Consider the following 26,543-nt stretch of genomic DNA (forward strand, 5'->3'; position numbering starts at 1 on the left):
GCGTAGACATAGGGCCCATCTTCATCACGCTGCATCCGCCACCCCTACCCGCGCCGCCGCCGAAACGTCGCCGCGGAGACAATCTCGCAACCGGGCAGTTCCGGCACCCGCGTCACCTTCGTGCCTCTTACATCCAGCCGGCGCAGCGCGGGCAGACCTGCCAGCGGTGATAAATCATCGACCGCCGTATCACCCGCCTCCAGCACCTGTAGCCCCGTCAGGCCGGCCAGCGGCGACAGGTCGGTTACCCGTGTACTGGAAAGCTGCAGGCTGGCCAGACGACGCAGCTCCGCCAGCGGACGCAGATCCGCGACGTCGGTACCACCCAGATCCAGCCTCTCCAGCATGGTCAGCGTGGCCAGGGGCGCGATATCGGACACGCCGCAGCCGGTCAGGTACAGGCTCCGCAGGTTGCGCAATCCCGCCAACGGCGTCACGTCCCGGACCGGCGTGAAGGACAGGATCAGGCTTTCCAGTCCCGCCATCTCCGCCAATGGCGACAGGTCCGTCACCCGTGTCAGCTTCAACCCCAGCACCCGCAGCCGATGCAGGCCACGCAGAGGCGACAGGTCGGCAAGCGGCGTCCGGGTCAGGAACAACCGCTCGACCTGCGTCAGCGTCTCCAGCGGCGGCAGTTCCGCTAAAGGCAGCCGCTCCAACCTGCGTTCCGCGGGCTTCTGCTCGGTTGGCCGCGCGCCGCTCACTCGGCCGCCGCCGCTTCCTCGGGCGCGCCCAATTCCAGCAGGCGAGGAGCGACCTCCTGGCCGAACAGGCGGATATTCTCCTTCGCATCCTGGTGCGACAGGTAGCCGCCCTGGCCGAAGAACAGCAGGTGCCCGACACCACCCATCCGGGTGTTGAACGCCTTCAACTGGTTGAACACATCGTCCGGCGTGCCGGCGAACACGGTTTCCGTATCCATGAACTGCTGCACCGTGGCGGTGCGATGGTCGATCGGCACGCCGTCGCGGTCGGTCACAAGGCGATGGGCGCGAGGGCCTGCCTTCAGCATCGCGACATTGGCGCCGATCGAGTTGTAGCCCGGCGGGTTGGTGAACGGCTCCGCCACCACCGGCGCGGTCCGCACATAGTCGGCGATCTGATTGGCACGGCGCAGCCCTTCATCACGCGTCTGCCCGACACCGACGATGGCGGCATAGGCGAAGCGGTCGGCCGTCGCCTCCCGTCCCAGCTCACGGGCGCGCTTGCGATAGGCATCGTACATCGGCTTGGCCAGACCGCCGGACAGCAGCGTGCCCACCACGTGGCCGCGCTCCGCCGCCAGGATTCCGGTCTCCACGCTCATGCCGGTCATCCACACCGGCGGATGCGGCTGCTGGATCGGCCGCGGCCAGATATTCACCGCGCGATATTGGAAATACTCGCCTTCCCAAGAGAACGGGCCGTCATGTGTGGACAGCGCCTTCAGGATCAGGTCATGCGCCTCCCAGTAGCGGCGCATCAGCCGGCCGGGGTTGGAGTTGGCCGGATGAATCTCGTATGGCGCGCCCTTCACCAGGCCCATTTCCAGCCGCCCGCCGGACAGGCAGTCCAACCACGCCATTTCTTCAGCGACACGGACCGGGTCGGGCCGGTTGGCGATCGGATTCCCCAGCGTCAGCAGCCGCGACTTTCTGGTTTCACGTGCAATCACAGCCAAGGCCATGGGAACCGAGACGGTCATGCAGGTGGCAGTGCTGTGATGCTCGTTCACCATGATGTCCAGGCCGACCTCATCGCACAGGGCGAACTCGTCCAGGTAGCGGTTCAGCAGCGTGCCGGCCTCGACCGGATCGATGATCTCGTTTGGAAAATTCACCCGCAGGGAGCCGCGCTCCAGCCCCTTCTGCCACGCCGGATGGTAGGCCATTTCGGAGAAATACCAGGTGCGCATTGCAAAGAATCTCCCGGATCAGAGCCGTTCGGTGAAGCCGCGGACACACGCGGCGAAGAGGTCGGGCTGCTCCCAATGCGGGTAGTGGCCGGCATCGGGGATCGTCCTCATGGTGGCGCCGGGGATTTCGGCTTTCCAGGCGTCGCCATAGGCGATCGTCACAATGCCATCCTGCTCGCCCCACAGGATGTGGGTCGGGATATCGATCCGGTGCAGCCAGCGCTTCAGCCGTGGATTGTGCATGTAAGGCTTCCAGCCGAACACGGCCAACGCCTCCCGCCCGCGCGCGATGGCGGCCAACTCGGTATCGGGAAGCCGCGTATAGTCGATCTCTCCTCTCGCCGGATCGGCCCAGGCGAGGCGCATGAACGTGCTGCGCGGGATGGCGTGCATGTCGACGATATCCCGCTCCAGCACGCCGCCGACCTTGATGCCCAGCGGGTCGATCAGCAGCAACCCGGCAAAGCGTCCGGTGTTGCGCACAGCGATTTCCGCGGCAATCCAGCCGCCGAAGCAGGCGCCGGCCAACACCGCCTCGCGCAGGTCGAGTTGCTGCGCAAGATCCAGATAAAGATAGGCCAGGTCATCCACCGATCCGATCCAGTCGGGCAGCGCCGATCCGCCAAAGCCGGGGTGATTCGGCGCGATCACACGGTGGTGCTCTGCCAGGCGATCGATCCAGGGGCGATTGGCCTGCAGGCCCTCGCCCGGGTGCAGGAACAACAGCGGGCGTCCCTGCCCCCTTTCCTCGATGTCCAGCGTGACGCCGCGGACAGTGACAGACCGGCCCATGCTGTTTCCTCCTTTGCCGTTGGCCGGAGTTTACGCGGGTTCAAGCCGGGGGCAACGCGGGGGCGGCATGCACACGGATCGCACGGCCGGAAGCCGACGGGATGTCAGCGGGAAAAAAGCCCGGCCCCCGAGACGGCCAGGTCGCAGAGTATCCCTACGCCACCTCGGCACCGGCGATGCAAGCCAGGCTGCCCCGCAGACGATCCAGCAGACGGAACAAGGTTACGCACTCGGTATCCGAGAAGCCGGCCAGGGCACTTTCGTAATACAGCCGGATCGGCTCCTGCATCGCGGCCCACATCCGCGTGCCGGTGTCTGTCAAGCGCACATGCCGCTTCCGCCCGTCACCGGAGACGCGCACCCGCTCGACAAGGCCGGCCTGCTCCAGCCGGTCCAGCACGGCGGTCAGGTTTTGCCGGCTGACCATCAGGAAAGCGATCAGGTCTTTCACCGAGCACCCTTGTGCTCGCACCGCCGGACGCGCCAGCGCCCCCAGCACTGCCCATTGCTGCGTCGTCGCGCCATGGCGCGCCACCGCTCGGGTGCCGGTTTTATGCAGCAGGTTTGACGCCTGGTACAGCCGAAAAAACAACCGGTTAGCGACGTCGAACCGACTCTCCTCGGCACGCGGTGGAGAGATATGCGCCGGTTGATCCATCAATGCCTTGTCATACTTCAGAACATATATCAAGATATTGTCATATCGACCGGGGCACAAGCCTCTTCACAGCGGCAGGGAGGATTCAGCTCATGCGGGGCCTGAAGGACAAAGTCGTGATCGTCACTGGCGGTGGCGGTGGCATCGGCAGCGCGACCTGTCACCGCTTCGCCCAGGAAGGCGCCAAGGTGGCGGTGTTCGACATCAACGAAGCCACGGCCAAGTCCGTGGCTGGCGCCATCGAGGAAGCTGGCGGTGTCGCCCGGGCCTTCGCCTGTGACATCACCGACCATGAGGCGGTCGAGACCGCCGTCGCCGCCGCCGAGGCCGCGCTCGGCCCGGTGACCGTGCTGGTGAACAATGCCGGCTGGGACGTCTTCCGCCTGTTCAAGGACACCACACCGGCCGATTGGCAGAAGCTGATTGCCATCAACCTGATCGGACCGCTGAACATGACGCATGTCGTGCTGCCAGGCATGCTGCGGCGCCGCGCCGGCCGGGTGGTCAGCATCGCCTCCGACGCCGCCCGTGTCGGCTCCTCGGGTGAAGCGGTCTATGCGGCCTGCAAGGCCGGCATGCTGGGCTTGTCGAAGACCCTGGCGCGGGAACATGCACGCGCCGGCCTGACCTTCAACGTGGTCTGTCCGGGCGCGACCAACACCAACCTGTTCGCGGAATACAAGAAGGGTGCCGGCAACCCGGAAAAGCTGGAAGACGCATTCCGACGTGCCGTGCCGATGGGCCGGATCGGCGAACCCGAGGACCTGCCGGGCGCCATCCTGTTCTTTGCCAGCGACGATGCCGCCTTCATCACCGGCCAGGTGCTCAGCGTCTCCGGTGGCCTGACGATGGCCGGCTGAGGAGGAGAGGATCGATAGTCATGCAGTACGAGGACATCCTGTACGAAGCCAGGGACGGCGTTGCCACCATCACCATCAACCGTCCGGCCGTGCTGAACGCATTCCGCGGCAAGACATGCGAGGAACTGATCCACGCCTTCAACACTGCAGGCTGGAACAAGGCGATCGGCGTGATCGTCCTGACCGGCGCCGGCGACCGGGCCTTCTGCACCGGCGGCGACCAGTCGGCGCATAGCGGCAATTATGACGGCCGCGGCCTGATCGGCCTGCCGGTGGAGGAACTGCAAAGCATCATCCGTGACGTGCCGAAACCGGTCATTGCCCGCGTACAGGGGTACGCGATCGGCGGCGGCAACGTACTCGCGACACTCTGCGACCTGACCATTGCTTCGGAAAAGGCACAGTTCGGCCAGGTCGGTCCCAAGGTCGGTTCCGTCGATCCCGGCTTCGGCACCGCCTATCTGGCCCGTATCGTGGGTGAAAAGAGGGCGCGGGAGATCTGGTATCTGTGCCGCCGCTACACCGCCGCCGAAGCAATGGCGATGGGTCTGGTCAATACCGTCGTTCCGCACGACCAGCTCGACGCCGAAGTGGCGAAATGGTGCGCTGAGATCCTGGAACGCAGCCCCACTGCCATCGCCATCGCGAAACGGTCCTTCAACGCCGATACCGACAATATCCGCGGTATCGGCGGCATGGGGATGCAGGCGCTGTCGATGTATTACGCCAGCGATGAGTCAAGGGAAGGCGTTCGCGCATTCAACGAAAAGCGCAAGCCGGACTTCCGCAAGCATCAGATATAAATAAGGGGGGACGCACCCATGCCGGCCGGCCTGACCGACACGCAGCGCGCCTTCCAGGACACCGCGCGCCGCATCGCCCGGGAGAAGATCGCTCCAGGCTACATGGCCCGCGAGCAGGAGGGCCGGATCGATCGCGCGCTGATCCGGCAGATGGGTGCCCTGGGCCTGATCGGCGCCGACCTGCCTGACCGGTTCGGTGGTATGGGTGAGCCCGCAGTGACGGTCGGCGTGATCATGGAAGCGATCGGCTATGCCGACCTGAACGTTGCCTATGTCCCGTTGCTGGCCTCCCTGAGCGGGCAGATTATTGCCCGCTACGCCGCCCCTGCCCTCGCCGCCGAATGGCTGCCGCGTATCGTTGCAGGAGAGGCGCTGCCATGCCTCGCCCTGACCGAGCCGCGCGGCGGATCGGATGCCGCCAACCTGATACTCTCAGCCAGGCCCGATGGCGATGTCTATCGCCTGAACGGCGAAAAATCCTCGATCAGCATGGCGGATCAGGCGGACGTGGCAGTGGTGTTCGCCCGCACCGGCGCGGCCGGCAGCGGCGCGCGTGGTATAACCGCCTTCCTGGTGCCGATGGACACGCAAGGCATCACCACCACGCGCTTCGACGACCTGGGCAGCAAATGCGTCGGCCGCGGCTCCATTTTCTTCGACGATGTGCGCATTCCAGTATCGCACCGCCTGGCCGACGAAGGGATGGGCTTCGTCCAGGTGATGCAGGGGTTCGATTACAGCCGGGCACTGATTGGCCTGCAGGTGATCGGGGCGGCTCAGGCGTCGTTGGATGAAAGCTGGGCCTATGTCGTGGAACGCCAGGCCTTTGGCGCGCCGATCGCACAATATCAGGGTGTCAGTTTCCCGTTGGCCGAGGCCGAGGGTCTGGTCGCGGCGGTGCGCCAGCTCTGCTATCATACATTGCGATTACGTGATGATAACATGCCGCATACCGCCGAGGCGGCAATGTGCAAATGGCTGGGTCCGAAAACCGCGGTCGATACGATCCATCAATGCCTGCTGATCCATGGCCATTACGGATGGTCGCTGGATCTGCCGCACCAGCAGCGCCTGCGGGACGTGATGGGGTTGGAGATTGGCGACGGCACCGCGCAGATCATGAAGATGATCGTCGCGCGCGAACGCGCTGGCAAGGCCACGGTGCAACATCTCGCGCAACGATAATGATACAAAACGGCAGGGAGACGGATTCATGGAGTTCGACCGCACATTGCTGCTGCAGCGCCGGCCCGCGATGCGCGCCGCAGGCTATTGGTTCGACGAAACGTTGCGCGATCACTTGGCACGAGCGGTGGTGGCGACGCCGGACAAGCCGGCCGTCATCGCATTTCGCGCGGAGGACATGACCGAGGCACGGTTGAGCTACCGGGACCTGGACGACAGGGCACGGCGCGTCGCCGGATCTTTGCGGGCGCTGGGCGTCGGACACGGCGATGTCGTGTCGTTCCAGCTGCCGAACTGGTGGGAGTTCACCGTCCTGCACCTGGCCTGTCTGAAGCTGGGCGCGGTCAGCAACCCGCTGATGGTCATCTTCCGTGAACGCGAGCTGCGGTTCATGCTCGGCCTGGCGGAAACCAAGGTTCTGGTGGTGCCGGACCGGTTCCGCGGTTTCGATTATCCGGCGATGACAGCCGGTATCCGCCCCGACCTGCCGGCCCTGACGCATGTCTTCGTCGCCGGCGGTGCCGGGCCGAACGCCTTCGATGCGCTGCTGCAAGGCAAACCCGTGGAACGGGATGCCGCGCTGTCACCGGACGATGTGATCCAGCTTCTGTACACTAGCGGCACGACCGGCGAACCGAAAGGGGTGATACACACCTCCAACACGATGCTGTCCAACCTGGCGCCCTTTGCGGAACGGCTGCGCCTGCGAGTCGACGACGTGATCCATATGCCCTCACCGCTCGCCCACCAGCTCGGGTTCATGTACGGCGTCGTGCTGCCGGCGATGCTGGGCTGCACCGCCGTCCTGCAGGATATTTTCACCGCGCCCGAAATGGCACGCCAGATCGCCCGGACCGGCGCCAGTTTCACCATGGGCGCCACACCATTCCTGAATGACCTGACGGAGCATGCGGAGCGGACCGGTACGGCCACGCCGTCGCTCCGGGTCTTCGTCTCGGCCGGCGCGCCCATCCCACGCGCCTTGGTCGGGCGGGCACAAGCGGCGCTGGGGGCGACGGTGATTTCGGCCTGGGGCATGTCGGAGAACGGCGCGGTCACCACCACCCTGCTGGATGACCCCGAGGACAAGACCGTCAATTCCGATGGCTGCGCCCTGCCCGGGATGGCGGTACGCGTGGTGGACGCGGATGGCCAGCCGGCACCGCCCGGCACCGAGGGGCTGCTGCAGGTTCGGGGCTGCTCCAACTTCGTCGGCTATCTGAAGCGGCCGGACCTGGCCGGCATCGATACCGAGGGGTGGTTCGATACCGGCGACATCGCCCGCATCGACGCGGACGGCTATATCCGCATCGCCGGCCGCGCGAAGGACATCATTATCCGCGGTGGCGAGAACATTCCGGTGGTGGAGGTGGAAAACCTGCTCTACCGCCATCCCGCCATCGCGGAAGTCGCCATTGTGGGCTACCCCGATCCGCGGTTGGGTGAACGGGCCTGCGCCTTCGTTCGCCTGCGGGAGGGTGCCAGCTTCAGCCTGTCCGATATGACGGCCTATCTGCAAGCCCAGCAGATGGCGCGGCAATACATGCCGGAGCGGCTGGAGGTCGTCGCCGATCTGCCCCGCACGCCCAGCGGCAAGGTACAGAAATTCCGGCTGCGGGAGATCGTGCGGGAGGCGTCATAGCAGCCCTTTTGTCGGGGATTCAGCTGGGGGATTGCCTCGCCCATGCCACTCGTGGTCCTTTCCGGCCTGTTTTTGCGTCACCCCTGTTTTTGCGTCACCCCTGTTTTTGCGTCACCAAGGACCCCGACCCCATGACCAAGCCGCTGGCGGGACTGCTCGTCGTTTCCCTCGAACAGGCCGTCGCCGCCCCCTACTGCGCCTCCCGCCTTGCCGATGCGGGCGCGCGGGTGATCAAGATCGAGCGGGCCGAGGGCGACTTCGCGCGCGGCTATGACAGTGCGGTACAAGGGTCCTCCAGCTATTTCGTCTGGCTGAACCGTGGCAAGGAAAGCCTGGTCGCCGACATCAAGAAGCCCGACGACGCGGCGTTGCTGCACCGGATTCTGCAAAAGGCGGACGTGTTCATCCAGAACCTGGCTCCCGGCGCGGCGGCGCGCTCCGGCTTCGGCTCCGACGCATTGCGGGCGAAGCATCCGCGCCTGATCACCGTGGACATCTCCGGCTACGGCGATACCGGCGATTATGCCTCGATGAAGGCATACGACCTGCTGGTGCAGGCGGAATCCGGGCTGGCGATGGTGACGGGCCGGCCGGAGGGGCCGGGCCGCGTCGGTGTCTCTATCGCCGATATCGGCTGCGGCATGAACGCCTATACCGGTGTGCTGGAGGCGTTGATCGAGCGCGGCATCACCGGCAGGGGCAAGGGTCTGAAGATCAGCCTGTTCGATGCGGTCGCCGATTGGATGAACGTGCCGCTGCTGTATTTTGAAGGCACCGGCAAGGCCCCGCAGCGCCTGGGCCTGGCGCATCCGTCGATCTGCCCCTATGGCGCCTTCCCCACCAGGGACGGCGCGCTGGTATTGATCTCAATCCAGAACGAACGCGAATGGGCACAGTTCTGCGCGGCTTTCCTGGACGCCCCCGACCTGCCGAAACAGCCCGGCTTTGAGAGCAACAATGTCCGCGTCGCCAACCGCGCCACGGTGGATGCGCGCGTGGCCGAAATGTTCGTCACGCTGACCCGCGACCAGGCGGCCGCGAAGCTGCGGGCGGCCAACACGGCCTACGGGTTCGTGAACGACCTGGCGGCGCTGAGCCACCACCCGGCGCTGCGGCGTACCCCGGTTCGCGTGCCCGGCGGCGGCACGGCGGAGATCGTCGCGCCGGCGGTGATCAAGTCTAACGAGGCGCTGGCACTGGGTCCGGTGCCGGCGGTCGGGGAGCAGAGCGAAACGATCCGGCGGGAGTTCCGAGGATAGTGGCTGCACGGTGAGCCAGGGCCGGCGATGCGGCGCCGGCCTACGTCCCGCAGAACGTCTGCAACACCCGCTCTTCCTCCCGCGCAGGCAAGGTAAACCGTTCCGGACCGGCATCATCGTGGAACGGGCGGGAGATCACGCCGAGAAGTTCCTCGAACGGGCCGTAATCCTGGGCTTCGACAGCCGCCTTCAGGGCGGCTTCCACCAGATGGTTGCGCGGAATGAACAACGGGTTGGCCGCTTTCAGAGCCACAACGACCGACGCCGGGTCCCGCCCCGCCAGCCGCGCCTGCCACCGCGCCTGCCACGCGTCGATGCCCCCGCCGTCACCGAACATGCCACGCAGCATCGTCGCATCGCCCGCCGCCGCGTCAGCCAGCCGCCGGAATGTCAGCGTGAAATCGGCCCGGTGCTCTGCCATCAGCCGCAACAGGTCCTGTGCCAGGTCGTCGTCGCCCTGCCGTACCTCCGATCCAAGACCGATCTTCCGACGCAGGCCGCCGAAATATGCTTCCTGGAAGCGCGCCGGAAAGGCGCCCAGCGCGTCCCGCGCCTCCGCCTCACCGCCAGGCAGTTGCGCCATCAGCGTCTCGGCCAGCCGCGCCAGGTTCCACAGCACGATCCGACCCTGGTTGCCGTATGCATACCGGCCGGCATGGTCGATCGAGCTGAACACCGTTGCTGGATCGTACGCATCCATGAAGGCGCAAGGCCCATAGTCGATCGTTTCGCCCGAGATCGCGCAGTTATCGGTATTCATTACGCCGTGGATGAAGCCCACCAGCAGCCATTGCGCCACCAGATCGGCCTGGGCGGCGATCACCGCATCCAGGAAGCGGCGATACGAGCCCTCGGCTGCCGGATAGTGCCGGGCGATGGCGTGATCAGCGAGCAGGCGCACCGCTTCCTCATCGCCACGGGCAGCGAAATACTGGAAGGTGCCGACGCGGATATGACTGGCGGCAACACGGGTCAGCACCGCACCGGGCAGGATCGTTTCGCGGTACACCTTCTCGCCGGTCGTCACCGCCGCCAGCGAGCGCGTTGTGGGAATACCCAGCGCCGCCATGGCTTCACTGATCAGATATTCCCGCAACGCTGGTCCCACCGCCGCACGGCCGTCGCCATTGCGGGAGAACGGGGTCGGTCCCGATCCCTTCAACTGGATGTCGCGCCGCTGCCCGTCCCCGCCGATCACCTCGCCCAGCAGGCAGGCGCGGCCATCGCCGAGTTGCGGGACGAAATGGCCGAACTGATGGCCTGCGTAGGCCTGGGCCAGCGGTTCGGCACCACGCGGCACCGCGTTGCCGGCCAGCGCAGCCACGCCGTCCTGACTGGCCAGCGCGTCCGGATCGAGACCCAGCGTCTCGGCCAGCCCCCGGTTGATCCGCACGAGCCGCGGCTCCGCCACCGGCGTGGGATCGATGCGGGCGTAGAAGCGCGCGGGAAGCCTCGCGTAACTGTTGTCGAACGGGATCTGCATGAGACTACGCAGTCTTTCGTGGAAGGGACCATGACAGTCCGCGCGGCAGTCGTTGGAATGGCAGTCGTTGAAATCGCATCATGTCACCGCCTCCGCACCTGCGGAACTCCTCCGGATGATGCTTACATTGGCGGCGCGACGCATCGGCGCAAGGCAGGAGGGCGGCGGATCATTCCAACCGCGGATCCGGCACCCGCGCCGCCACCAGCACGTCGACCGCCGTGGCGCCCGCCCCCAGCAGCGCCGTGGCACAGGCGTTGGCGGTCGCGCCAGACGTCATCACATCGTCGATCAGCACGATGCTTCGACCGCCAATCGCCGCGCGACGCGCAGGCCGCACCACGATGACCCCCTCCAGCGCCGCCACGCGCTCGTCGGCGCTCTTGTGGTCGAGCGAGGCGGTCTGGCGCCGCCGCGCCAGCGCATCCAGCAGCACCGGGGGTCCGCCGCGCCGGCCCAGCGCCCGCGCGAGAATCGCTGCCTGGTTATAGCGCCGTGTAAACAGGCGGCGGCGATGCAGCGGCACCGGGACCACGATGTCGGCCCGCGCCAGCAGCTCGGCCCCCGCCCGCCGCATCATCGGCACCAGTACCTCGGCCATCTCGGTGCGGTCGGCGTGCTTGAACGGCAAAAGCACCCGGCGGGCAAAGTCATCGTAGCGTAGCGCTCCCCGCGCCTGCCGGAAGACAGGCTGCCGGTCCCGACAGGCGCCGCACAGACCGTCCGTGCCACCCTGACCTTCCGCCATGAACGGCACGCCGCAGCGGGCGCAGAATGGTGCCGTGATGAAGCCGGCCCGTGCGAAACAGCCGGCACACAAGGCCCCATGGACTCCGACCTCCGCCTGGCAGACCAGGCAACTCGGCGGCAGCAGCGCATCCAGCGCCGCCACGCCTACCGCGCGGAGTTTCGCTTCAAGCGGCGTGGGGACGCTCCGCCGGTATGCCGAAGGCGACAGTGCCGTCCCGCTTGATCTCGTGAACCAGGTCGATCTCCCACGACAGATATGCGTGCATCGCCTCCTCAATACCGGAATTGCGGTCATAGGGACGAAGATAAAAGTCGATGCACGCTTCGTCGGGCGGTACCGTCCGGTCACGCGCCACCGGCTGGCCGGCGGCGACCCAGGCCTGCGTGCCGCCCTGCAGCACCTGCACCTCGGCTGCGCCCAGGGCGAGCAGCTCCGGCACGGCCAGCCGTGCAAACAGCGCGTCGGGCGACGTCACCACGATTTTCCTGCCCGCCACGTCCTCCTTCCGCAGATAAGAGCGGACGCCCCAGATGGCACCCGGGATGTGGCCATCGCGGAAATCGATGCTGCGGTTCAGGTCGACCACCACCGTGCCATCCCTGGCTTCCAGCCGAGCGGCCAGGGTCGGGACATCGACGAACCGCACCGAACCGGCCAGTTCGGGCGCCGGCGCCTCCGGGGCCGTGGATGTCAGCGTGGCGCCTTCCAGCACAAAGACGTCCCGATGACCCATCTGGCGCAGCCACGCGGCAGACATGCGCGCACGCACCCCCGTATCATCGACCAGCACGATGCGGGCGTTGCGCACACCGATCCACGTATCCGTCGCCTGCACGAGCTGCCCGCCCGGCGCGTTGCGGCTGCCTTCCAGATGGCCGGCCTTGAACTCCGCCGGATCACGCACATCCAGCACATATAGGGTACGGTCGCCGTCCCGCCGGAATGCATCCAACTGGGCGGGCGTGATCGTGCCCACGCCGGACTCCGCTGCGAAAGCCTGAGCCCGCTGCAACGCCAAAGCAGAGGTTCGAGGCGTACCGGGGAGGAAGGCATCGGTGCGGCCGCGATCGCAGGTCAGGCCCGCCAGCTCCCATCCCATCGTACCGTTGCGCAGCGCGACGACCTTGTTCGGGATACCGGCGCGGCGCAGGCTCTCGGCCCCCATGATGGAGCGGGTGCGGCCGGCGCAGTTCACCACCACCAGCGTATCAGGGTTCGGCGCGATATCACCGATCCGATAGGCCAGTTCGCCGCCCGGCACACTGATCCCGGTCGGGATCGACATCCGGGTGAATTCCTCCTTGGTGCGGCTGTCCAGCACGACCATGTCCCGGCCCGATTTGATCCAGGCATCCAACTCGGGCGCGTCGACGCTTTCCGTGCCGTAATGGTGCTCCACCCATTCGCCGAATGCCTTGGACGGAACGTTGACGCCGCTGAACAGCACATAGCCGGCATCGGCCCAGGCCCTGGTGCCGCCTTTCAGCACATGCACGTGACTGGCGCCGATGGTTTCCAGCCAGCCGGCAAGGTCTTCCGCCAGGCCGCGACCGTCATCGACGCAGCAGATCCGCACCGATAGGCGCGGCAGCAGGGCCCGCGCCCGGACCTCCCGCCGCGCCAGGCCGCAGGGGATCGCCCAGAACAGGTGAGAGGCCCCGAATTCCCCATCTTCACGCGCATCCAGGAGCGCAAGTTCCTGGCCATCGGTGATCCAGGCACGCAGCGTCGCAGCGTCGATGTATTGCATACCGGGTCCCTCCCATTCGCCGGCGGACGGTAGGCGCGGACGCGCGGGCTTGGCAACGGGGCCGCGCCGGCGCAGATGGCGCGGATGGACGAGAGGATGCTGGTTTTCGACCGCCACGCCGTGCGGCTGCACCGGGAGCGGGCGGCCGCGACGGTCGGTTCGGTGGCCGATGTGCTGCGGGACGCGGCGGAGCGGCTGTTGGACCGGCTGGACGACATGACGCGCCGGTTCACCGATGTCCTGGACATAGGCGGGCGCGGTGTCGTGGCGCCGCTGCTGCGCGCGCGCGGCATGCGGGTGGTCAGCAGCGACCTGTCACCGGCCATGGCGGCGCTGAATGGCGGCCCTGCCGTGGCGGCGGACGAGGAGTGGCTGCCCTTCGCTCCGGCCAGCTTCGATCTGGTGGTCGCCAGCCTGTCGCTGCATTGGATCAACGACCTGCCAGGTGCGCTGGTCCAGCTGCGCCACGCGTTGCGCCCGGACGGGCTGCTGCTGGCCAGCCTGCCGGCGCTGGGTACACTGGCGGAGCTGCGGGCCGCGCTGACCGAAGCAGAGGCCGCGCTAACCGGCGGCGCCGCCCCCCGCGTGTCGCCGTTCCCCGAGCTGCGGGACTGCGCCGGGCTGCTGCAGCGGGCCGGGTTCGTGCTGCCTGTGGCGGACCTGGATGAGATCCGGCTGCTCTATGCCAATCCGTTCACCCTGTTGACGGATCTGCGCGCGGCGGGTGAAACAAATGCAGTGCTGGCGCGGCATGGCTGCATTCCCGACCGCTCGCTGTTTCCGGCCGCCCTGGCGCGGTTGCCAGCCGAGGGAGGCCGCGTCGTGGCGACGCTACGGATGGCGATCATGACCGGCTGGGCCCCACCGCAACCATAGCGGCGCCGGTCCTGCTTGAGTACTATCTGCGCCGCTCACCCTGCCGCGTATCAGGCGGCGAGCGGCTGGACGTTCGCCTCGATCTCCGCCCCAATCCGGGCCTGGGTCTGGGCCAGATCATAGGCCGTCTGCAAGCCCAGCCAGAATTGCGGGCTGGTCCGGAAACACCGTGCCAGCCGCAAGGCCAAATCCGAGGTCATCGGCTGCCTGTCGTCGATGACATGAACGATCTGGCTGGATGGAACACCCAGCGCTTGGGCGAGGTGGTCCGCGTCGAGCCGCATCGGCTCCATGTATTCCTCACGCAATACGCGACCGGGGTGCAATCTTCGACCTATGCGCGCCATGGTTGGACCTATGGGAAGTACCACTGGCGAAACCTTGGTGCCGAGTCATGGCAGCAAAATGGCAGAACCTGTTTAATTTGCGGGTGAACGAAAAAATTTTTGTGACCGGATCGACCCGGAACCGGAGCGTTGCCAGCCCCGAGCGAGTGATTCAGATATTGGCAGGCCTCCTGCTGGTGAAACCATTCGCGTCGACCGTCGAATGAATTCAATGGACAAAAGAGCGCCGTTGACACGATACGTTGACAAAACGCCGTTACGGGCGCCGCCGCAGCAGGTAGCGCTGCCGGCCTTCCAGCACCAGTTCGCGACGCTGATTATGCACCGTCGTCCGGAAACCCAGCACGCCCGTGGTCCGGCTCGGCGTCAGCTCATCGATCTCCAGCGCCGGATAGACCGTGTCGCCGGCGAAGACCGGTTTCAGAAATTTGCTGGACTGTTCGATGAAGCCGATGATCGAATCCTCCACCAGGTACGGAAACAGACCCGCGCCTGGCGCCGTCTGTGCCAGCGTCTGCAGCCCATGGGCAAGCAAACCCGGCATGCCGCGCGCCCTGCAGAACTCGACATCGTAATGGATCGGATGGGCGTCGCCGCTGGCACCCTGGAACGCCAGGAACACGGCCTCGGTCATCGTCCGGCTGGGCAGCATGAAACGCTCGCCCAGGCGGAAATCGTCGAACCAGCGCTGCTCCGGCACCATCCGGTGCGCGGCGGGGTCGAAGGGCTCGCTCATATCGCGTGTGTCTCCCGCATGCGGGTGATCCGGGCGCTGTCGAAGCCCAGCTCCGTCAGCACGGCTTCGGTATCCTGACCCACGGCGGGCACATCGCCCATCACCGCTTCCTGATCGGTAAAGGTGAAGGGTGGCAGCATCGCGCGCACCGGACCGTTCGGGGTGCCGATCTCCCGCCAGCGGTCGCGGGCGACCAGTTGCACATGGTTCCAGACATCGATCGGCTGGTTCAGCCGTCCATTGGCGATGCCGGCCTGTTCCAGATAGTCCGCCGCCTCGGCCGAGGTCATGGTGGACAGCTTGTCCTCGATCAGCGCCGTCAGCGCCGGCCGGTTCTCCCGCCGTGCAGTCTGGGTGCTGAAACGCGGATCCTCCATGATGGACTTGTCGCCCAGTACCTTCTCGCAGAACACCGCCCATTCCCGCTCATTCTGCAAGCCCAGGATGATCTGCCCATCCTTCGTCCTGTGCGCGCCATACGGCGCGATCGACGGATGCTCCGTCGACGCGCGGGGCGGCGGGGAGCCCAGATAGGCGTGGCGGAGCTGCGTCCAGGTGGTCCACTCGGCCACGGCATCCAGCATGGCGACCTTCACGTTCGCTCCCTCCCCGGTCCGGCCACGGCGCAGCAGGGCGGACAGGATGCCGGTCAGTGCGTACATGCCGGTGGCGATGTCGGCCGCCGAGATGCCGACGCGCGACGGCTCATCCGCCGGCCCGGTCACGGCGATCAACCCGGCCTCGGCCTGGATCAGCAGGTCATAAGCCTTCTTCGTCACGTAGGGTCCGCTCTCCCCGTAGCCGGAGATGTCGCAGACCACGAGCCTTGGATTCTTCGGCTTCAACGCCTCGTAGCTCAGGCCGAGCCGCGCGGCGGCGCCAGGCGCGAGGTTCTGGATCAGCACGTCGGCGCCGGTGATCAGCCTGTCCAACGCCTCTCGTGCGTCGGGGTTCTTCACGTCCAACGTCACGCTGCGCTTGCCGCGGTTCAGCCAGATGAAGTGGCTGGACTGGCCGTGGACGAAGTCATCGTAGTTGCGGGCGAAGTCGCCCTCGCCCGGACGCTCGATCTTGATCACCTCCGCGCCCAGGTCGGCCAGGTGCCGCGTACACAACGGGGCGGCCACCGCGTGTTCCAGCGCGATCACGCGCATGCCTTCCATCGGGCGCATTCGGACGTTTCCTCAATCGCAGTACGCGGCGGAGAAAAGCGCCGGTGCCCTTCCCTGTCAAAGCGTTCCTGTCAAAGCCGGGAACGTGTCGGACGGATCTGCGCGATCAGCGCGGCGACCATCAGCGCCGCAGCGGCCAGCAGCGAAGCCAATACGAAGGAACCGGTGCGATCCGACAGGGCGCCGGCCAAGGCCGGCCCGATGACCTGCCCGAGGCCGAAGAAAGCCGTCATCAATGCCAACGCGGGTCGCGGATTCGCGGGTGCCAGCAGCCGAGCCTCGGCGAGGCCTAGGGCGGTCAGTCCCATGAAAGTGCCGCCCAGCAAGGCGGCGGCCAGCAGCGCGCCGGCCGCGCTCGGCCACAACACGCTGGCCGCCACGCCGGCCGCCTGCAGCAGACAGGCCAGGCTATAGGCGGAACGAGCGCCGATCCGGCCCGCCAGGCGTGACCACAACGCGACGGAGGGCGCGGCTGTCAGGCCGACCAGCAACCACACCAGCATTTCCGCGCCGCGCATGGCCGGCGATGCACGGACGATCGCGACGAGGAACGTGGCGGTGATGATGTAGCCAAAGCCGAACAACCCGTATGCGGCCGCCAGCCACACCAGGCCGGCGCCACGCCCGGTCGCATGGCGGGCCGCGGGGGATGCGTGCGCCGGTTCGGGCGGGATCAGCCAACCGGCGAGCGGCACCGCGAGCAGTGCCAGTACGCCGACACCAAACCACAGGCCCTGCCAGCTCATGCCAGCGATCAGGCCGGCCGAAACCGCGGCCGCCGAGACGGCGATACCGATACCGACCCCGGCAAAATGCAGTGCCGCCAGCCCGGGCCGTCCGATCAGGGCCAGACGCTCGAGCACCAGCACGGAGGCGATCACCAGGACGAAGGCGCTGGCGGCACCGCCGATGAAGCGCAGGCCGAGGAAAGCGAATACCGAAGCGGTCGCCCCCATCGCCGCCGTGGTCAGGCCGGTTACCGCCAGCGTGCCCAGCAGCCAGCAGCGCCGGGAGCCCGGCAGGGCGGCCACGCCCGCCAGCAGCGCCCCCGCCAGGTAGCCAAGGAAATTCGCCGACGCGATCAGCCCTGCCTGCCCTTTCGAAAGGTGCAACGCTGCCATCATCACCGGCAGGATGGGCGTATAGACGAAGCGTCCGATGCCAACCGCGCCGGCCATGGCAATCATTCCCCCAAGCGCCACCGGCATGGCGCCGGCATGGGTGGCAGCGGGAAATGCAATCGTGCGGGGACTGGACATGCCAGCCGATCTAGGCTGTGGCATCCATCAGGGAAAACGGAAAGAAATGATCGCTGCGATCGGTGGCGCCGATTACTCGGCAGCACTGGCAAACCGATCGGCCGGTCCCGTTTCGCCCGGCGCCGTCATGGCGATGAAGGCGGCAAGAGCTTTCGAGACATAGCCATCACGGCGGCGGAGGAAAACGGTCTCCACCATCGCCTCCCCTGTCGGCAACGGATGCACCGCCACCTGGCCGGCTCGGCGCACGGTTTCCGCCAGGGCACGCGGCAACAGGGTAATTCCCAGGCCGGCGCCGACGCACGCCAGAATGGCCTCCAGCGTGCCGAATTCCAGAATGCGGATACCGGTCGCGCCGCGGCGGGCCAGATAGGCCTCCAACCGCAGACGATACGAACAGCCGGCCTTCAGCACGACGATCCGAAAATCGCCGCCACTGATGATCGCGTCCGGATCGGTGACGGTCGGGGCGGTCAGCACCGCCAGTTCCTCCTGGAAGCGGGATTCGGCGGCAAGGTCCGGGTGATCCACCGGGCCGCAGACAAAGGCGCCCTCGACCCGACGGGCCAGCACATCCTGTATCAGTTCGCCGGTGGTGCCGGTGCGCAACGACAAGTCCACATGAGGATATGCGGCGGCGTAGCCGGCCAGCAGGGGTGACAGCCGGATCGCCGCGGTTGTTTCCAGGCTGCCGATCACCAGCGGTCCCGACGGCTCGCCGTCGTCGCGGGCGGCCCGCCGTGCGTCGTGCAGCAAGGCGGCGACGCGATGGGCATAAGGCAGAAGACGCCGGGCGGCCGCCGTGCAGACGACGCCACGCGCATGGCGGTCGAACAAGGGGACGCCCAGCTCCTGCTCCAGCGCGCGGATACGGCCGGTGACGTTGGATTGCACCGTGTGCAGTTCCTCGGCGGCCCGGTTCATCCCGCCCAGGCGTGCCACGGCTTCGAAGACGCGCAGGTCGCCTGCGTCCATTCGGAATCTCCCTCGGGGCGCAATGGCCCTCCGCAATGGCCCTCAGGCGCGCGGCCGCACCCGCCTCACCGCAGCCCGCTGGACGCAACCCATTGGCCCAGTCCCGCTGGCAGCAGCATAGAGCGCCGCGGCCAGCGGGGCGAGAGCGCCCGCAGCCGGAAGGTCAGGCGGCCTCGCCCGAGATGATGTCACCAAACAGGTCCCAGGTCTTGCCGGTCCAGCGCATGAGCTGAAGCTGCCGGATCGGCCGGTAGTTGGTCGCGCTGGTGTTGATGGCGATCCCCGGCAGCAGCACCGGCACTTCCACATTCTTCAGGCTGGTCGCCTGCTTCATCATGTTGGGTCGCGACAGGTCATTGCCGCACTGCTTCAGCACCTGCGCCATGGTATAGGTCAGACCGAAGGCCGATACGTTGCCGCCATCCTTCACATCGCCGTCCGGATAGTATTTCGCCATGAAGGCGCGCCACTGCTTCATGCCGGCGTCATTGTCCCAGCGCGGATCCGTCGGGTCCTTCAGATATGCGGAGCTGACGATCCCGATCCCGTGCTCAGGCCCGGCGGGCTGCATCACCGCCCCCACCGACACCGATACGCCGGACAGGATGTGCAGCGGCTTCCAACCCATCGAGGCCACGCCGCGGATCGACTGGGCGGCGAACTTCGGAGAGGCGATCGTCATCAGCACCTGGACACCCGCTGTCCGCAGCGAGGTCAGCTGGCTGTCGATGGTGGCATCCGTCACCTCATAGGAAGCGGTGGTGACCAGCTTGTCATATTTGTCCTTCAGAATGTCCCGCACGCCGGTCAGGTAGTCTTTGCCGAAGTCATCGTTCTGATACAGGATGCCGATCTTCGCATCCGGCTTCTCCTTTTCGATATACTTCGCGTAGACTTGCGCCTCGACCACGTAACTTGGTTGCCAGCCGATCACCCACGGGTGCTGCTTGTAGTCACCCCATTTGTCGGCGCCGGTGGCCAGGAACAGGTCGGGCACCTTCCTGGCGTTGATATAGCGGACCGTGGCCGAATTGGTCGGCGTGCCCAACGGCGCGAACATGGCGGCCACCTTGTCCTCCTCGATCAGGCGTCGCACCTGCTCGACCGTCTTGGGCGGGCTGTAGCCGTCGTCGTAGGAGATGAAGGTGACCTTTCGGCCGGCAAATCCTCCGTCATCGTTGTACATTCTGAACATCGCCGCGATCGCCTTGCCGATGGTGCCGTAGGCGGAGGCGGGGCCGCTATATGGCATGGTGTTACCGATGCGGATTTCGGTGGCTGTCACGCCTGGCATGTCGTCGGCTCTGACGATGGCCGGCATCATCGGCAGCAGGCCGACCGCCGAGGCAGCGGTGAGCATGGAACGTCTGGTGATCATGTCTGGTCAACTCCCTTCTGGGCAACTCCCCTTCTGGGCAACTCCCTGTTTCGCTGCCCTGTTTGCGGGCATGCGCCATCAGCTTATGGTCATCGCGCCGGAGCACGCCATTAAAATGCCAATAGGACAAAACCACGGCGCGCTGAGTGTGAGAGGATCATCGACGTGAGGACCCAGGTCGGGATCATCGGTGCTGGACCCGCGGGGCTGTTTCTGGCCCTGCTGCTGCAGCGCGCCGGCATCGATGCCGTGGTCCTGGAGGCACGCAGCCGCGAACAGGTGGAGGGCACGCTGCGCGCCGGCGTGCTGGAGCACTGGGTCACGCTGCTGCTGGACGAACTCGGGCTGGGCGGGCGGATGCGGCGGGAAGGCCATTTCGATAGCGGCATTACCCTGCAATGGGACCGCCAACGCCATCACATCGATATTTCGGGGCTGACCGGCGGCAAGCACGTCACCGTCTATGCCCAGCATGAAGTACTGAGGGACCTGATCGCCGGCCTGCTCGATCGCGGCGGCCAGATCCTGTTCGGCGTCGGCGACACCACGGTCCTGGACGCGGATACGGAGAGGCCAAGTATTGCCTTTCGCCGGGCCGGCACCGGGGAGCGGACGGTGTTGCGATGCGACTACATCGTCGGCGCGGACGGCTTCCATGGACCCGGCCGCCAGGCGATTCCCACTGCCGTCCGGCGGGAATATCAGAAGTTTTATCCGTTCGGCTGGCTCGGCATTCTGGTCCGAGCGCCGCGATCCTGGCACGAGCTGATCTACAGCAAACAGGACAAGGGGTTCGCGCTGCTGAGCACTCGGTCACCCGCGGTGCAACGGATGTATCTGCAGTGCGACCCGGCGGACGATCTGGCCGCGTGGCCGGATGACCGGATCTGGAACGAACTGCATGCGAGGCTGGACGTCGATGGCTGGGCGCTGACGGAAGGCACGATTTTTCAGAAGAACATCGTTCCCCTGCGATCCTTCGTCTGCGAGCCGATGCAGCATGGGCGCCTGTTCATCGCCGGGGACGCCGCCCATATCGTACCGCCAACCGGGGCCAAGGGCCTGAACCTGGCGGTGGCCGATGTGCTGATCCTGTCCCGCGCCATGGAAGCGATGTACCATCGGAACGATGGCGCGGCGCTGGACTACTACAGCCGCACGTGCCTGCGGCGGGTGTGGAAGGCGGAACGGTTTTCCTGGTATATGACCACGGTTCTTCATCAGAACGATTCCGATGACGGATTCGATCGGCAAATCCGTTCCGCCGAGCTGGACCTTTTGTGCACATCCGAAACAGCCGCTCGGATGCTGGCCGAAAACTATGTCGGGTTGCCGTTCGATTGAACGGCAACCGGCTGCCCCATACCAGACAGCGGAGGAGACATGCCAGGCGGCATCGAGGCCGAGGCGCGGTCCGCCGTTCCTTTCCGTCGTGGCAAATCCGTCGTGGCAAATCCGCCGTAGTAAATCCGTTGTGGCAAACGCCGCGCCGACCGGTACTTGATTGCCACCAGGCGATACCGCTCAGCCTGCCATGGTAATGTCCGTAACCAGGCGCGCCGCTTCGGCGCCTTTCACCTTGGCGATATCATCCTGGTATTTCAGCAGCACGCCCAGCGTCTCATCCACATCGCCGGCTGTCAGTTCGGTCTTGTTCAGATAGGACAGCGCCTGCGCCCAGTCAATCGTTTCGGCGACACCTGGCAGCTTGAACAGATCCTCCTGACGCAGACGTTGGACGAAAGAAACAGCCTGGGCGGCCAGGCGTTCTGGCACGCCCGGCGCCTTGGCGGCCAGGATGGCGCGCTCCCGGGTGGCGTCCGGGTAGTCGACCCAGTGGTACAGGCAGCGCCGGCGGATGGCATCGTGCACCTCGCGTGTCCGGTTCGATGTCAGAACCACCACGGGGCGGACCTTGGCCCGCACGGTGCCGAACTCCGGCACGCTGATCTGGAAGTCGGCCAGCAGCTCCAGCAGAAACGCCTCGAATGGCTCATCGGCCCGATCCAGCTCATCGATCAGCAGCACCGCCGGCGGCAGGTCGGGATTCACCGCCGACAGCAGGGGCCGCGCCTGCAGGAACTCGGCGGTATAGATGTCATGGGCAAGTTCCGTGCGGTCCGTCTGACCCGCGGCTTCGGCCAGGCGGATCGCCATCAACTGCCGCGCATGGTCCCACTCATAGGCCGCCGCCGACAGATCCATGCCGTCATAGCACTGCAGACGCACCAGCCGCCGCTGAAGTCCGGCGGCCAGCACCTTGGCGATTTCCGTCTTGCCGGTCCCGGGTTCGCCCTCCAGGAACAGCGGCCGCTCCATCGCCAGGGCGAGATGGACCGTCGTCGCCAGTTCCCGGTCGGCGATATAGCCGCCTTTCGCCAGCAAGGCCTCGGTGTCGGCGACCGTTGCGGGCCGGTCCGCCACTACAGCATGCTTCCCAGGGCGAACAGGATGAGCAGCACGAAAACGGCGCCGCCGATCCAGGCGGCCAGCGGCCAGCCAAATGGTTCGCTGGGGATCAGCGCCCAGAGCGGGATGGCCGAGGGCGGCCGGTGCAGCGCGCTGCCTATCACAACCTCGGGCTCCGACGCATAAGTCTCTCCGGCCATCAGGCCGGACGGCAGCACCTCGCTGTCGGGCGACAGCCGACGCACCTCTTCCGAGAACCGGTCGAAGAACGCATCGGCCATCTGCTTGGCGCTGGCATCGATCAGCCGCGCGCCGAGCTGCGCCAGCTTGCCGCCGACCTGGGCGTTGACCTGATAACGCAGCAGTGTCGCCTCACCGTCGTCCGCCAGGCTGACATCCGCGCCGCCCTTGGCGAAACCGGCGACTCCGCCCTGCCCTTCGCCACTGATCTTGTAGCTGCTAGGGGCATTGATGTCGGACAAGGTGACATTGCCGTTGAAGCGGGCCGAAATCGGGCCCAGCTTGACCGCGGCCGTCGCCTTCATCTGGGTGTCGGACGTCTTCTCCAGGCTCTCACAGCCGGGAATGCTGGCTCTCAGCACTTCCGGATTGTTCAAGGCATCCCAGACAATCTGCCGCGGCGCCGGAATGCGCCGCTCGCCCGTCATATCCATCGGTACAAACCCTTAATTCTGCGCGGCGGACGTTACTGGCAGGGTCGCGGCCATGCAACCGACCTGAACAACCGACCTGGACAACCGACCTGGGCAACCAACCTGCGAAGGACCGGCGTCCCGGCCGGCACCGTGGCCGGGCGCGCCGTCAGGCGGTCATTGCGCATCCCGCCGACCGTGCCAAGCCGATCCGACTGTTCATATTTGCGTGCATTGACCATGGCAGGAACAGTCACGCATCATTTCATCATAGCCATAACCCGCCCCGTTCCCTCGCTCCGGACAGAAGGTTCTTCATGACAGCGATCGCCCCTGCCACAGCCCCGTCCACGGCCTGGACCCGGCGCCCCCTGCTGCGATACGCCGCCGGCATCGCCGCCATGCCGTTCCTGCCAACCGTGGCCCGCGCGGCAACCGTCTCGGGCGTGGCCGTGCCGGACAGCATGGTCGTCGATGGCAAGACCCTGGTGCTGAACGGCGCCGCCCTGCGCACGCTGACCTTCCTCCATGTCCGCATCTATGTCGTCGCTCTGTATCTGCCGCAGCGCAGCGCGGATTCACAGGCCATCCTCGCCTCGCCGGGGCCGAAAGTGATCGCCCTGCACTACATCCACAGCGGCTCCAAGGACCAGGTGCAGGACCGCTATCGCGAGGGTGAGAAGGTGAATTGCGGCGGTGGCGGCTGCGATCCCGCTCTGCAGGCCGATTTCGACAAGCTGATGGCATCGGCGGCACCGGTGCAGGAGGGGGATGTCACCGAATTCATCGTCACCGCCAATGCATTCCTCGTGCTGTTCAACGGCAGACAGGTCGCGACGTTCAACGACAACCGGCTGGGCAACATGGTGATCGAGGGCTTTATCGGCAGCCATCCGCCGTCGCCTGAGCTGCGGGCGGCGCTGCTGGGCGTACCGATGTAGTAATCCCCGGGGATCAGGGGATCAGGGCAGCAGGGATCAGGGCAGCAGGGAACAGGCCGGCTGAACCAGCCTGCGCCTTGCCAGGCCGATCAGAATAGCAGGCCGATCAGAACAGAAGCCCCTTCCGCAACAGGCCGTGCACCCCCTTCTCACCGTTCACCGTCTGGGTGACACGGAAATCCACCGCCAACGAGCAGAACTGATACGCTTCCTGTCGCGACAGGTTGGCCCGACTGGTGATGAAGGCGATCATCTCCCGCAGCGCGGTCTTCATCGCCATGTCCAGATCCTCATGCATCCCCATGGAGATGTAGTGACTGGCGGTCTCCGCCCGCGGATAGCGCAACAGGGGATCACGCGGACCGCCGCCTTTGTGCAGCACGAAGGTGAACGTGCCGGTCAGGCAGATTTCCAGCGCGTTGATGCACACCTCGCCGTCACCTTGGACGCCATGCCCGTCACCGGCCGAGAACAAGCCGCCCGGAGCCCAGACCGGCAGGAAGAGCGTGGACCCGGCGGTCAGCTCCTTGTTGTCCAGGTTGCCGCCATGCTCACGCGGCTGGACGGTGGAGATCGTGCCGTAATTGGGCGGCGGCGCTACGCCCATCACCCCGAAAAACGGCGCGAGATTGAGCTCCGTCCCCCAGGCCATCCGGCATGTCATCCGTTCCCGATCGACAGGAATATGCGACAGGAATTTTTCCGGGAAGTCCTCGGGCAAGGTGCCGGCCAGCGGGCGGAAGCCGCAGAAGCCCCAGTCGTTGCCCAGCTCGATCGCGTCGATCCGGACCTCCAGCATGTCACCCGGCTCCGCGCCGGCGATGGCGATCGGGCCGGTAATCAGGTGACCGGGCGCGCGGGGGATATTGGCGGCGTGGATCGCTGCCAGCGCCGGCGGGATCTTCAGGCCCGACTCCGGCGGCGGCATCACCTCCGGCCCGCCCGAGACGCATTCCATGACCACCGTATCACCGGACGCGATCGTCAGCAGCGGCGGGAAGGATGCGTCGAACATTCCCCAGCGGACGGTCTCGGGCGTGGAGGTCAGGCGGTGCGTGGCCATGCGATGTCCCCGGCTTCGTTGGCGATGCGCCGATGCCACCACATCGGTAGAGGCGGCACAACACCGCTGGCGCCCTGCCCCGCCAGATGGCGCCGCGCCGCCAAGTGTGGCAACAGAGACAGAACCACCAACCACGGAAACGTTCCAGCCGATGACTTCGCCCAGCGCCCTGCAACAGGCGCCGCGCGTGCCGCCGCCGCGAAACCTGTTCGGGCTGGTGGTGCCACCCATCATTCTACCGGTTTTTCTCGCCTCTGCGGACGGCACCGTCGTCGCTACCGCGCTGCCGTCGATCGCCAAGAGCTTCGGCGAAGTCCACAACCTGTCCTGGGTGGTGATCGCCAACCTGATTGCCGGCACGGTCGCCGCCCCGGCCTATGGGCGACTGGGGGACCTGTTCGGCCGGCGCCGGATGATGATCGTGTCGCTGCTGGCCTTCGCCCTCGCCTCCACGTTATGTGCCTTTGCGCCGAGCTTCGGGATCCTGCTGGTGGGCCGCGTGCTGCAGGGGCTGGGCGGCGGCGGCCTGATGACGATGGCCCAGGCGCTGGTGGGCGAGCATGTGCCGACCCGCCAACGCGGCACGTTCCAAGGCTATCTCGCCGCAAACATCGTTGCCGGCACCACCATCGGGCCCGTGGCGGGCGGCCTGATTACCCAGGCATGGGGCTGGCACGCAGTGTTCCTGACCTATCTGCCGCTTTGCGCCGTCGCCATCGCGCTGACGCTGCGGCTGCCACACGGCGTGCGTGGCCAGGGCAAGGCCAGCTTTGACGTCATCGGCGTGCTGCTGCTCGCCTGTGCCGTGGTGCCGCTGCTGCTGGCGGTGACGCAGTTGCAGCAGCCGGACGCCTCCGCCTGGCCGCGGATCGCCATTCTGATGCTGCTGACAGTCGCCGGGGTCTGGGCACTGGCCTGGCATCTGGGCCGCACGCCCGCACCGTTGTTGGACGTGCGGCTGCTGCGCAACCCGTCCTTCTGGCGGTCGGACGTGATGGCGGCGTGTTCCGGCGCCTCGCTGACGGCGCTGATGACATTCCTGCCGATCTACCTGGTGGCCGCCTCGGGCGCCACGCCGGCGGAAGCGGGGCTTATGCTGATCCCGCTGTCCGGCGCGGTCAGCTCCGGCTCCGTGGTGACGGGCTGGCTGATTTCCCGCACCGGCCGCACCGCGATCTTTCCGGCGGTGGGCCTGAGCATCACCGGCCTGTCGCTGATCTTCCTGGCTCTCGTCGCGCCGTGGCTGAGCCGGGCGGAATTGGCCTGGGTGCTGGCGATCGGCGGCCTCTGCCAGGGGTCGGCGATGATTACCGCGCAGATCACCGTGCAGACTGTCAGCAGCATCGGCCAGCTGGGCGCCGCGGCAGGATCGGTGCAACTGGCACGCGCGCTGGGCTCTGCCTTCGGCGCCGCGGCGGCCGGAGCGGTGCTGTTCGGTCTCCTCGCGACCCTGTATCCGGATACGGCCGACCTGTTCGCGCAGATGGTTCGAGAGGGGCCGGACGTGTTGAACGGGCTGGACCCGGCACATCAGGCCGCGGTGCGGACCGATGTCGGGAACGCGTTCCGCGGCGTGTTCCTGACGGTTGCCGTCTTCTCCACCAGCATCGTGCTATGCGCGTCCACCATGCCGGCACGACGTTTGTAGCGCGCGACC

The 26,543-nt window shown here is 66.5% G+C and carries 25 protein-coding genes; 9 read left to right on the forward strand and 16 right to left on the reverse strand.

Annotation, left to right across the window (positions count from 1 at the left end; genetic code table 11):
* Window positions 1-44: 44 nt before the first annotated feature.
* The 4 genes from VHC04_RS17560 to VHC04_RS17575 form a co-directional block, all read right to left on the reverse strand.
* Window positions 45-704 carry a leucine-rich repeat domain-containing protein gene (locus VHC04_RS17560; protein ID WP_325683655.1) on the reverse strand — a complete coding sequence of 220 codons (660 nt, stop codon included), beginning with the start codon at window positions 702-704 and terminating at the stop codon, window positions 45-47.
* Window positions 701-1,894, reverse strand: coding sequence for an LLM class flavin-dependent oxidoreductase (locus VHC04_RS17565; protein WP_325683657.1), 1,194 nt, complete (start codon window positions 1,892-1,894; stop codon window positions 701-703). Before VHC04_RS17565 ends, VHC04_RS17560 begins: the two co-directional genes overlap by 4 nt.
* A gap of 18 nt (window positions 1,895-1,912) precedes the next feature.
* On the reverse strand, window positions 1,913-2,686 hold the full coding sequence (locus VHC04_RS17570; RefSeq protein ID WP_325683659.1) for an alpha/beta fold hydrolase: 774 nt from the start codon (window positions 2,684-2,686) through the stop codon (window positions 1,913-1,915).
* A 154-nt stretch (window positions 2,687-2,840) separates the two neighbouring features.
* Window positions 2,841-3,377: a MarR family winged helix-turn-helix transcriptional regulator gene (locus VHC04_RS17575; RefSeq protein ID WP_325683661.1), complete on the reverse strand. Its 537-nt coding sequence runs from the start codon at window positions 3,375-3,377 to the stop codon at window positions 2,841-2,843.
* A gap of 59 nt (window positions 3,378-3,436) precedes the next feature.
* On the opposite strand from VHC04_RS17575, the gene VHC04_RS17580 reads away from it, so the two are divergent.
* From VHC04_RS17580 to VHC04_RS17600, 5 genes are all read left to right on the forward strand, one after another.
* Entirely contained in the window at window positions 3,437-4,204 is a 768-nt protein-coding gene (locus VHC04_RS17580; RefSeq protein WP_325683663.1) for an SDR family NAD(P)-dependent oxidoreductase, read from the forward strand.
* A 20-nt stretch (window positions 4,205-4,224) separates the two neighbouring features.
* Window positions 4,225-5,007: a 2-ketocyclohexanecarboxyl-CoA hydrolase gene (badI, locus tag VHC04_RS17585; RefSeq protein WP_325683665.1), complete on the forward strand. Its 783-nt coding sequence runs from the start codon at window positions 4,225-4,227 to the stop codon at window positions 5,005-5,007.
* Window positions 5,008-5,025: 18 nt separating this feature from the next.
* Window positions 5,026-6,192 carry an acyl-CoA dehydrogenase family protein gene (locus tag VHC04_RS17590; RefSeq protein WP_325683667.1) on the forward strand — a complete coding sequence of 389 codons (1,167 nt, stop codon included), beginning with the start codon at window positions 5,026-5,028 and terminating at the stop codon, window positions 6,190-6,192.
* A gap of 28 nt (window positions 6,193-6,220) precedes the next feature.
* Window positions 6,221-7,834 (forward strand): cyclohexanecarboxylate-CoA ligase, encoded by a 1,614-nt coding sequence (locus VHC04_RS17595; RefSeq protein ID WP_325683669.1) that lies wholly within the window; start codon window positions 6,221-6,223, stop codon window positions 7,832-7,834.
* 131 nt (window positions 7,835-7,965) lie between these two features.
* Entirely contained in the window at window positions 7,966-9,093 is a 1,128-nt protein-coding gene (locus tag VHC04_RS17600) for a CaiB/BaiF CoA transferase family protein (protein WP_325683671.1), read from the forward strand.
* A gap of 40 nt (window positions 9,094-9,133) precedes the next feature.
* Here VHC04_RS17600 and VHC04_RS17605 read toward each other — a convergent pair whose 3' ends face one another.
* The 3 genes from VHC04_RS17605 to VHC04_RS17615 form a co-directional block, all read right to left on the reverse strand.
* Window positions 9,134-10,576 (reverse strand): protein adenylyltransferase SelO, encoded by a 1,443-nt coding sequence (locus VHC04_RS17605; protein ID WP_325683673.1) that lies wholly within the window; start codon window positions 10,574-10,576, stop codon window positions 9,134-9,136.
* Between the two features lie 169 nt (window positions 10,577-10,745).
* Complete coding sequence (locus VHC04_RS17610; RefSeq protein WP_325683675.1) at window positions 10,746-11,468, reverse strand: ComF family protein; 723 nt, start codon at window positions 11,466-11,468, stop codon at window positions 10,746-10,748.
* 22 nt (window positions 11,469-11,490) lie between these two features.
* Window positions 11,491-13,077: a rhodanese-like domain-containing protein gene (locus VHC04_RS17615; protein WP_325683677.1), complete on the reverse strand. Its 1,587-nt coding sequence runs from the start codon at window positions 13,075-13,077 to the stop codon at window positions 11,491-11,493.
* Between the two features lie 84 nt (window positions 13,078-13,161).
* Here VHC04_RS17615 and VHC04_RS17620 point away from each other — a divergent pair, with 84 nt between their 5' ends.
* Window positions 13,162-13,953 (forward strand): methyltransferase domain-containing protein, encoded by a 792-nt coding sequence (locus tag VHC04_RS17620; protein WP_408903829.1) that lies wholly within the window; start codon window positions 13,162-13,164, stop codon window positions 13,951-13,953.
* Between the two features lie 50 nt (window positions 13,954-14,003).
* Here VHC04_RS17620 and VHC04_RS17625 read toward each other — a convergent pair whose 3' ends face one another.
* From VHC04_RS17625 to VHC04_RS17650, 6 genes are all read right to left on the reverse strand, one after another.
* Entirely contained in the window at window positions 14,004-14,300 is a 297-nt protein-coding gene (locus VHC04_RS17625) for a HigA family addiction module antitoxin (protein WP_325683681.1), read from the reverse strand.
* A 256-nt stretch (window positions 14,301-14,556) separates the two neighbouring features.
* A complete protein-coding gene (locus VHC04_RS17630; RefSeq protein WP_325683683.1) occupies window positions 14,557-15,036 on the reverse strand; it encodes a MaoC family dehydratase in 480 nt (159 codons plus the stop codon).
* Entirely contained in the window at window positions 15,033-16,208 is a 1,176-nt protein-coding gene (locus tag VHC04_RS17635; RefSeq protein ID WP_325683685.1) for a CaiB/BaiF CoA transferase family protein, read from the reverse strand. The genes VHC04_RS17630 and VHC04_RS17635 overlap by 4 nt, the downstream gene beginning before the upstream one ends.
* Window positions 16,209-16,279: 71 nt before the next feature.
* Window positions 16,280-17,467, reverse strand: coding sequence for a YbfB/YjiJ family MFS transporter (locus VHC04_RS17640; protein ID WP_325683687.1), 1,188 nt, complete (start codon window positions 17,465-17,467; stop codon window positions 16,280-16,282).
* A gap of 72 nt (window positions 17,468-17,539) precedes the next feature.
* The gene (locus VHC04_RS17645) at window positions 17,540-18,442 is read right to left on the reverse strand and encodes a LysR family transcriptional regulator (protein ID WP_325683689.1); all 903 of its coding nucleotides are present in this window, start codon (window positions 18,440-18,442) and stop codon (window positions 17,540-17,542) included.
* Window positions 18,443-18,605: 163 nt separating this feature from the next.
* On the reverse strand, window positions 18,606-19,820 hold the full coding sequence (locus tag VHC04_RS17650) for an ABC transporter substrate-binding protein (RefSeq protein WP_325683691.1): 1,215 nt from the start codon (window positions 19,818-19,820) through the stop codon (window positions 18,606-18,608).
* A gap of 165 nt (window positions 19,821-19,985) precedes the next feature.
* Here VHC04_RS17650 and VHC04_RS17655 point away from each other — a divergent pair, with 165 nt between their 5' ends.
* A complete protein-coding gene (locus tag VHC04_RS17655; protein ID WP_325683693.1) occupies window positions 19,986-21,164 on the forward strand; it encodes a 4-hydroxybenzoate 3-monooxygenase in 1,179 nt (392 codons plus the stop codon).
* A gap of 180 nt (window positions 21,165-21,344) precedes the next feature.
* Here VHC04_RS17655 and VHC04_RS17660 read toward each other — a convergent pair whose 3' ends face one another.
* Both VHC04_RS17660 and VHC04_RS17665 read right to left on the reverse strand, forming a co-directional pair.
* Window positions 21,345-22,244, reverse strand: coding sequence for an AAA family ATPase (locus VHC04_RS17660; protein WP_325683695.1), 900 nt, complete (start codon window positions 22,242-22,244; stop codon window positions 21,345-21,347).
* A complete protein-coding gene (locus VHC04_RS17665) occupies window positions 22,244-22,903 on the reverse strand; it encodes an SRPBCC family protein (RefSeq protein WP_325683697.1) in 660 nt (219 codons plus the stop codon). The genes VHC04_RS17660 and VHC04_RS17665 overlap by 1 nt, the downstream gene beginning before the upstream one ends.
* A gap of 296 nt (window positions 22,904-23,199) precedes the next feature.
* Here VHC04_RS17665 and VHC04_RS17670 point away from each other — a divergent pair, with 296 nt between their 5' ends.
* Window positions 23,200-23,823, forward strand: coding sequence for a chalcone isomerase family protein (locus VHC04_RS17670; protein ID WP_325683699.1), 624 nt, complete (start codon window positions 23,200-23,202; stop codon window positions 23,821-23,823).
* 106 nt (window positions 23,824-23,929) lie between these two features.
* Here the strand turns inward: VHC04_RS17670 and VHC04_RS17675 are convergent, their stop codons facing one another.
* A complete protein-coding gene (locus tag VHC04_RS17675) occupies window positions 23,930-24,886 on the reverse strand; it encodes an acetamidase/formamidase family protein (protein ID WP_325683701.1) in 957 nt (318 codons plus the stop codon).
* Window positions 24,887-25,037: 151 nt separating this feature from the next.
* Here VHC04_RS17675 and VHC04_RS17680 point away from each other — a divergent pair, with 151 nt between their 5' ends.
* Entirely contained in the window at window positions 25,038-26,534 is a 1,497-nt protein-coding gene (locus tag VHC04_RS17680; RefSeq protein ID WP_325683703.1) for an MFS transporter, read from the forward strand.
* The last annotated feature ends 9 nt before the right edge of the window (window positions 26,535-26,543 follow it).

It is taken from the genome of Rhodopila sp. (assembly GCF_035548095.1).
GTDB lineage: Bacteria > Pseudomonadota > Alphaproteobacteria > Acetobacterales > Acetobacteraceae > Rhodopila.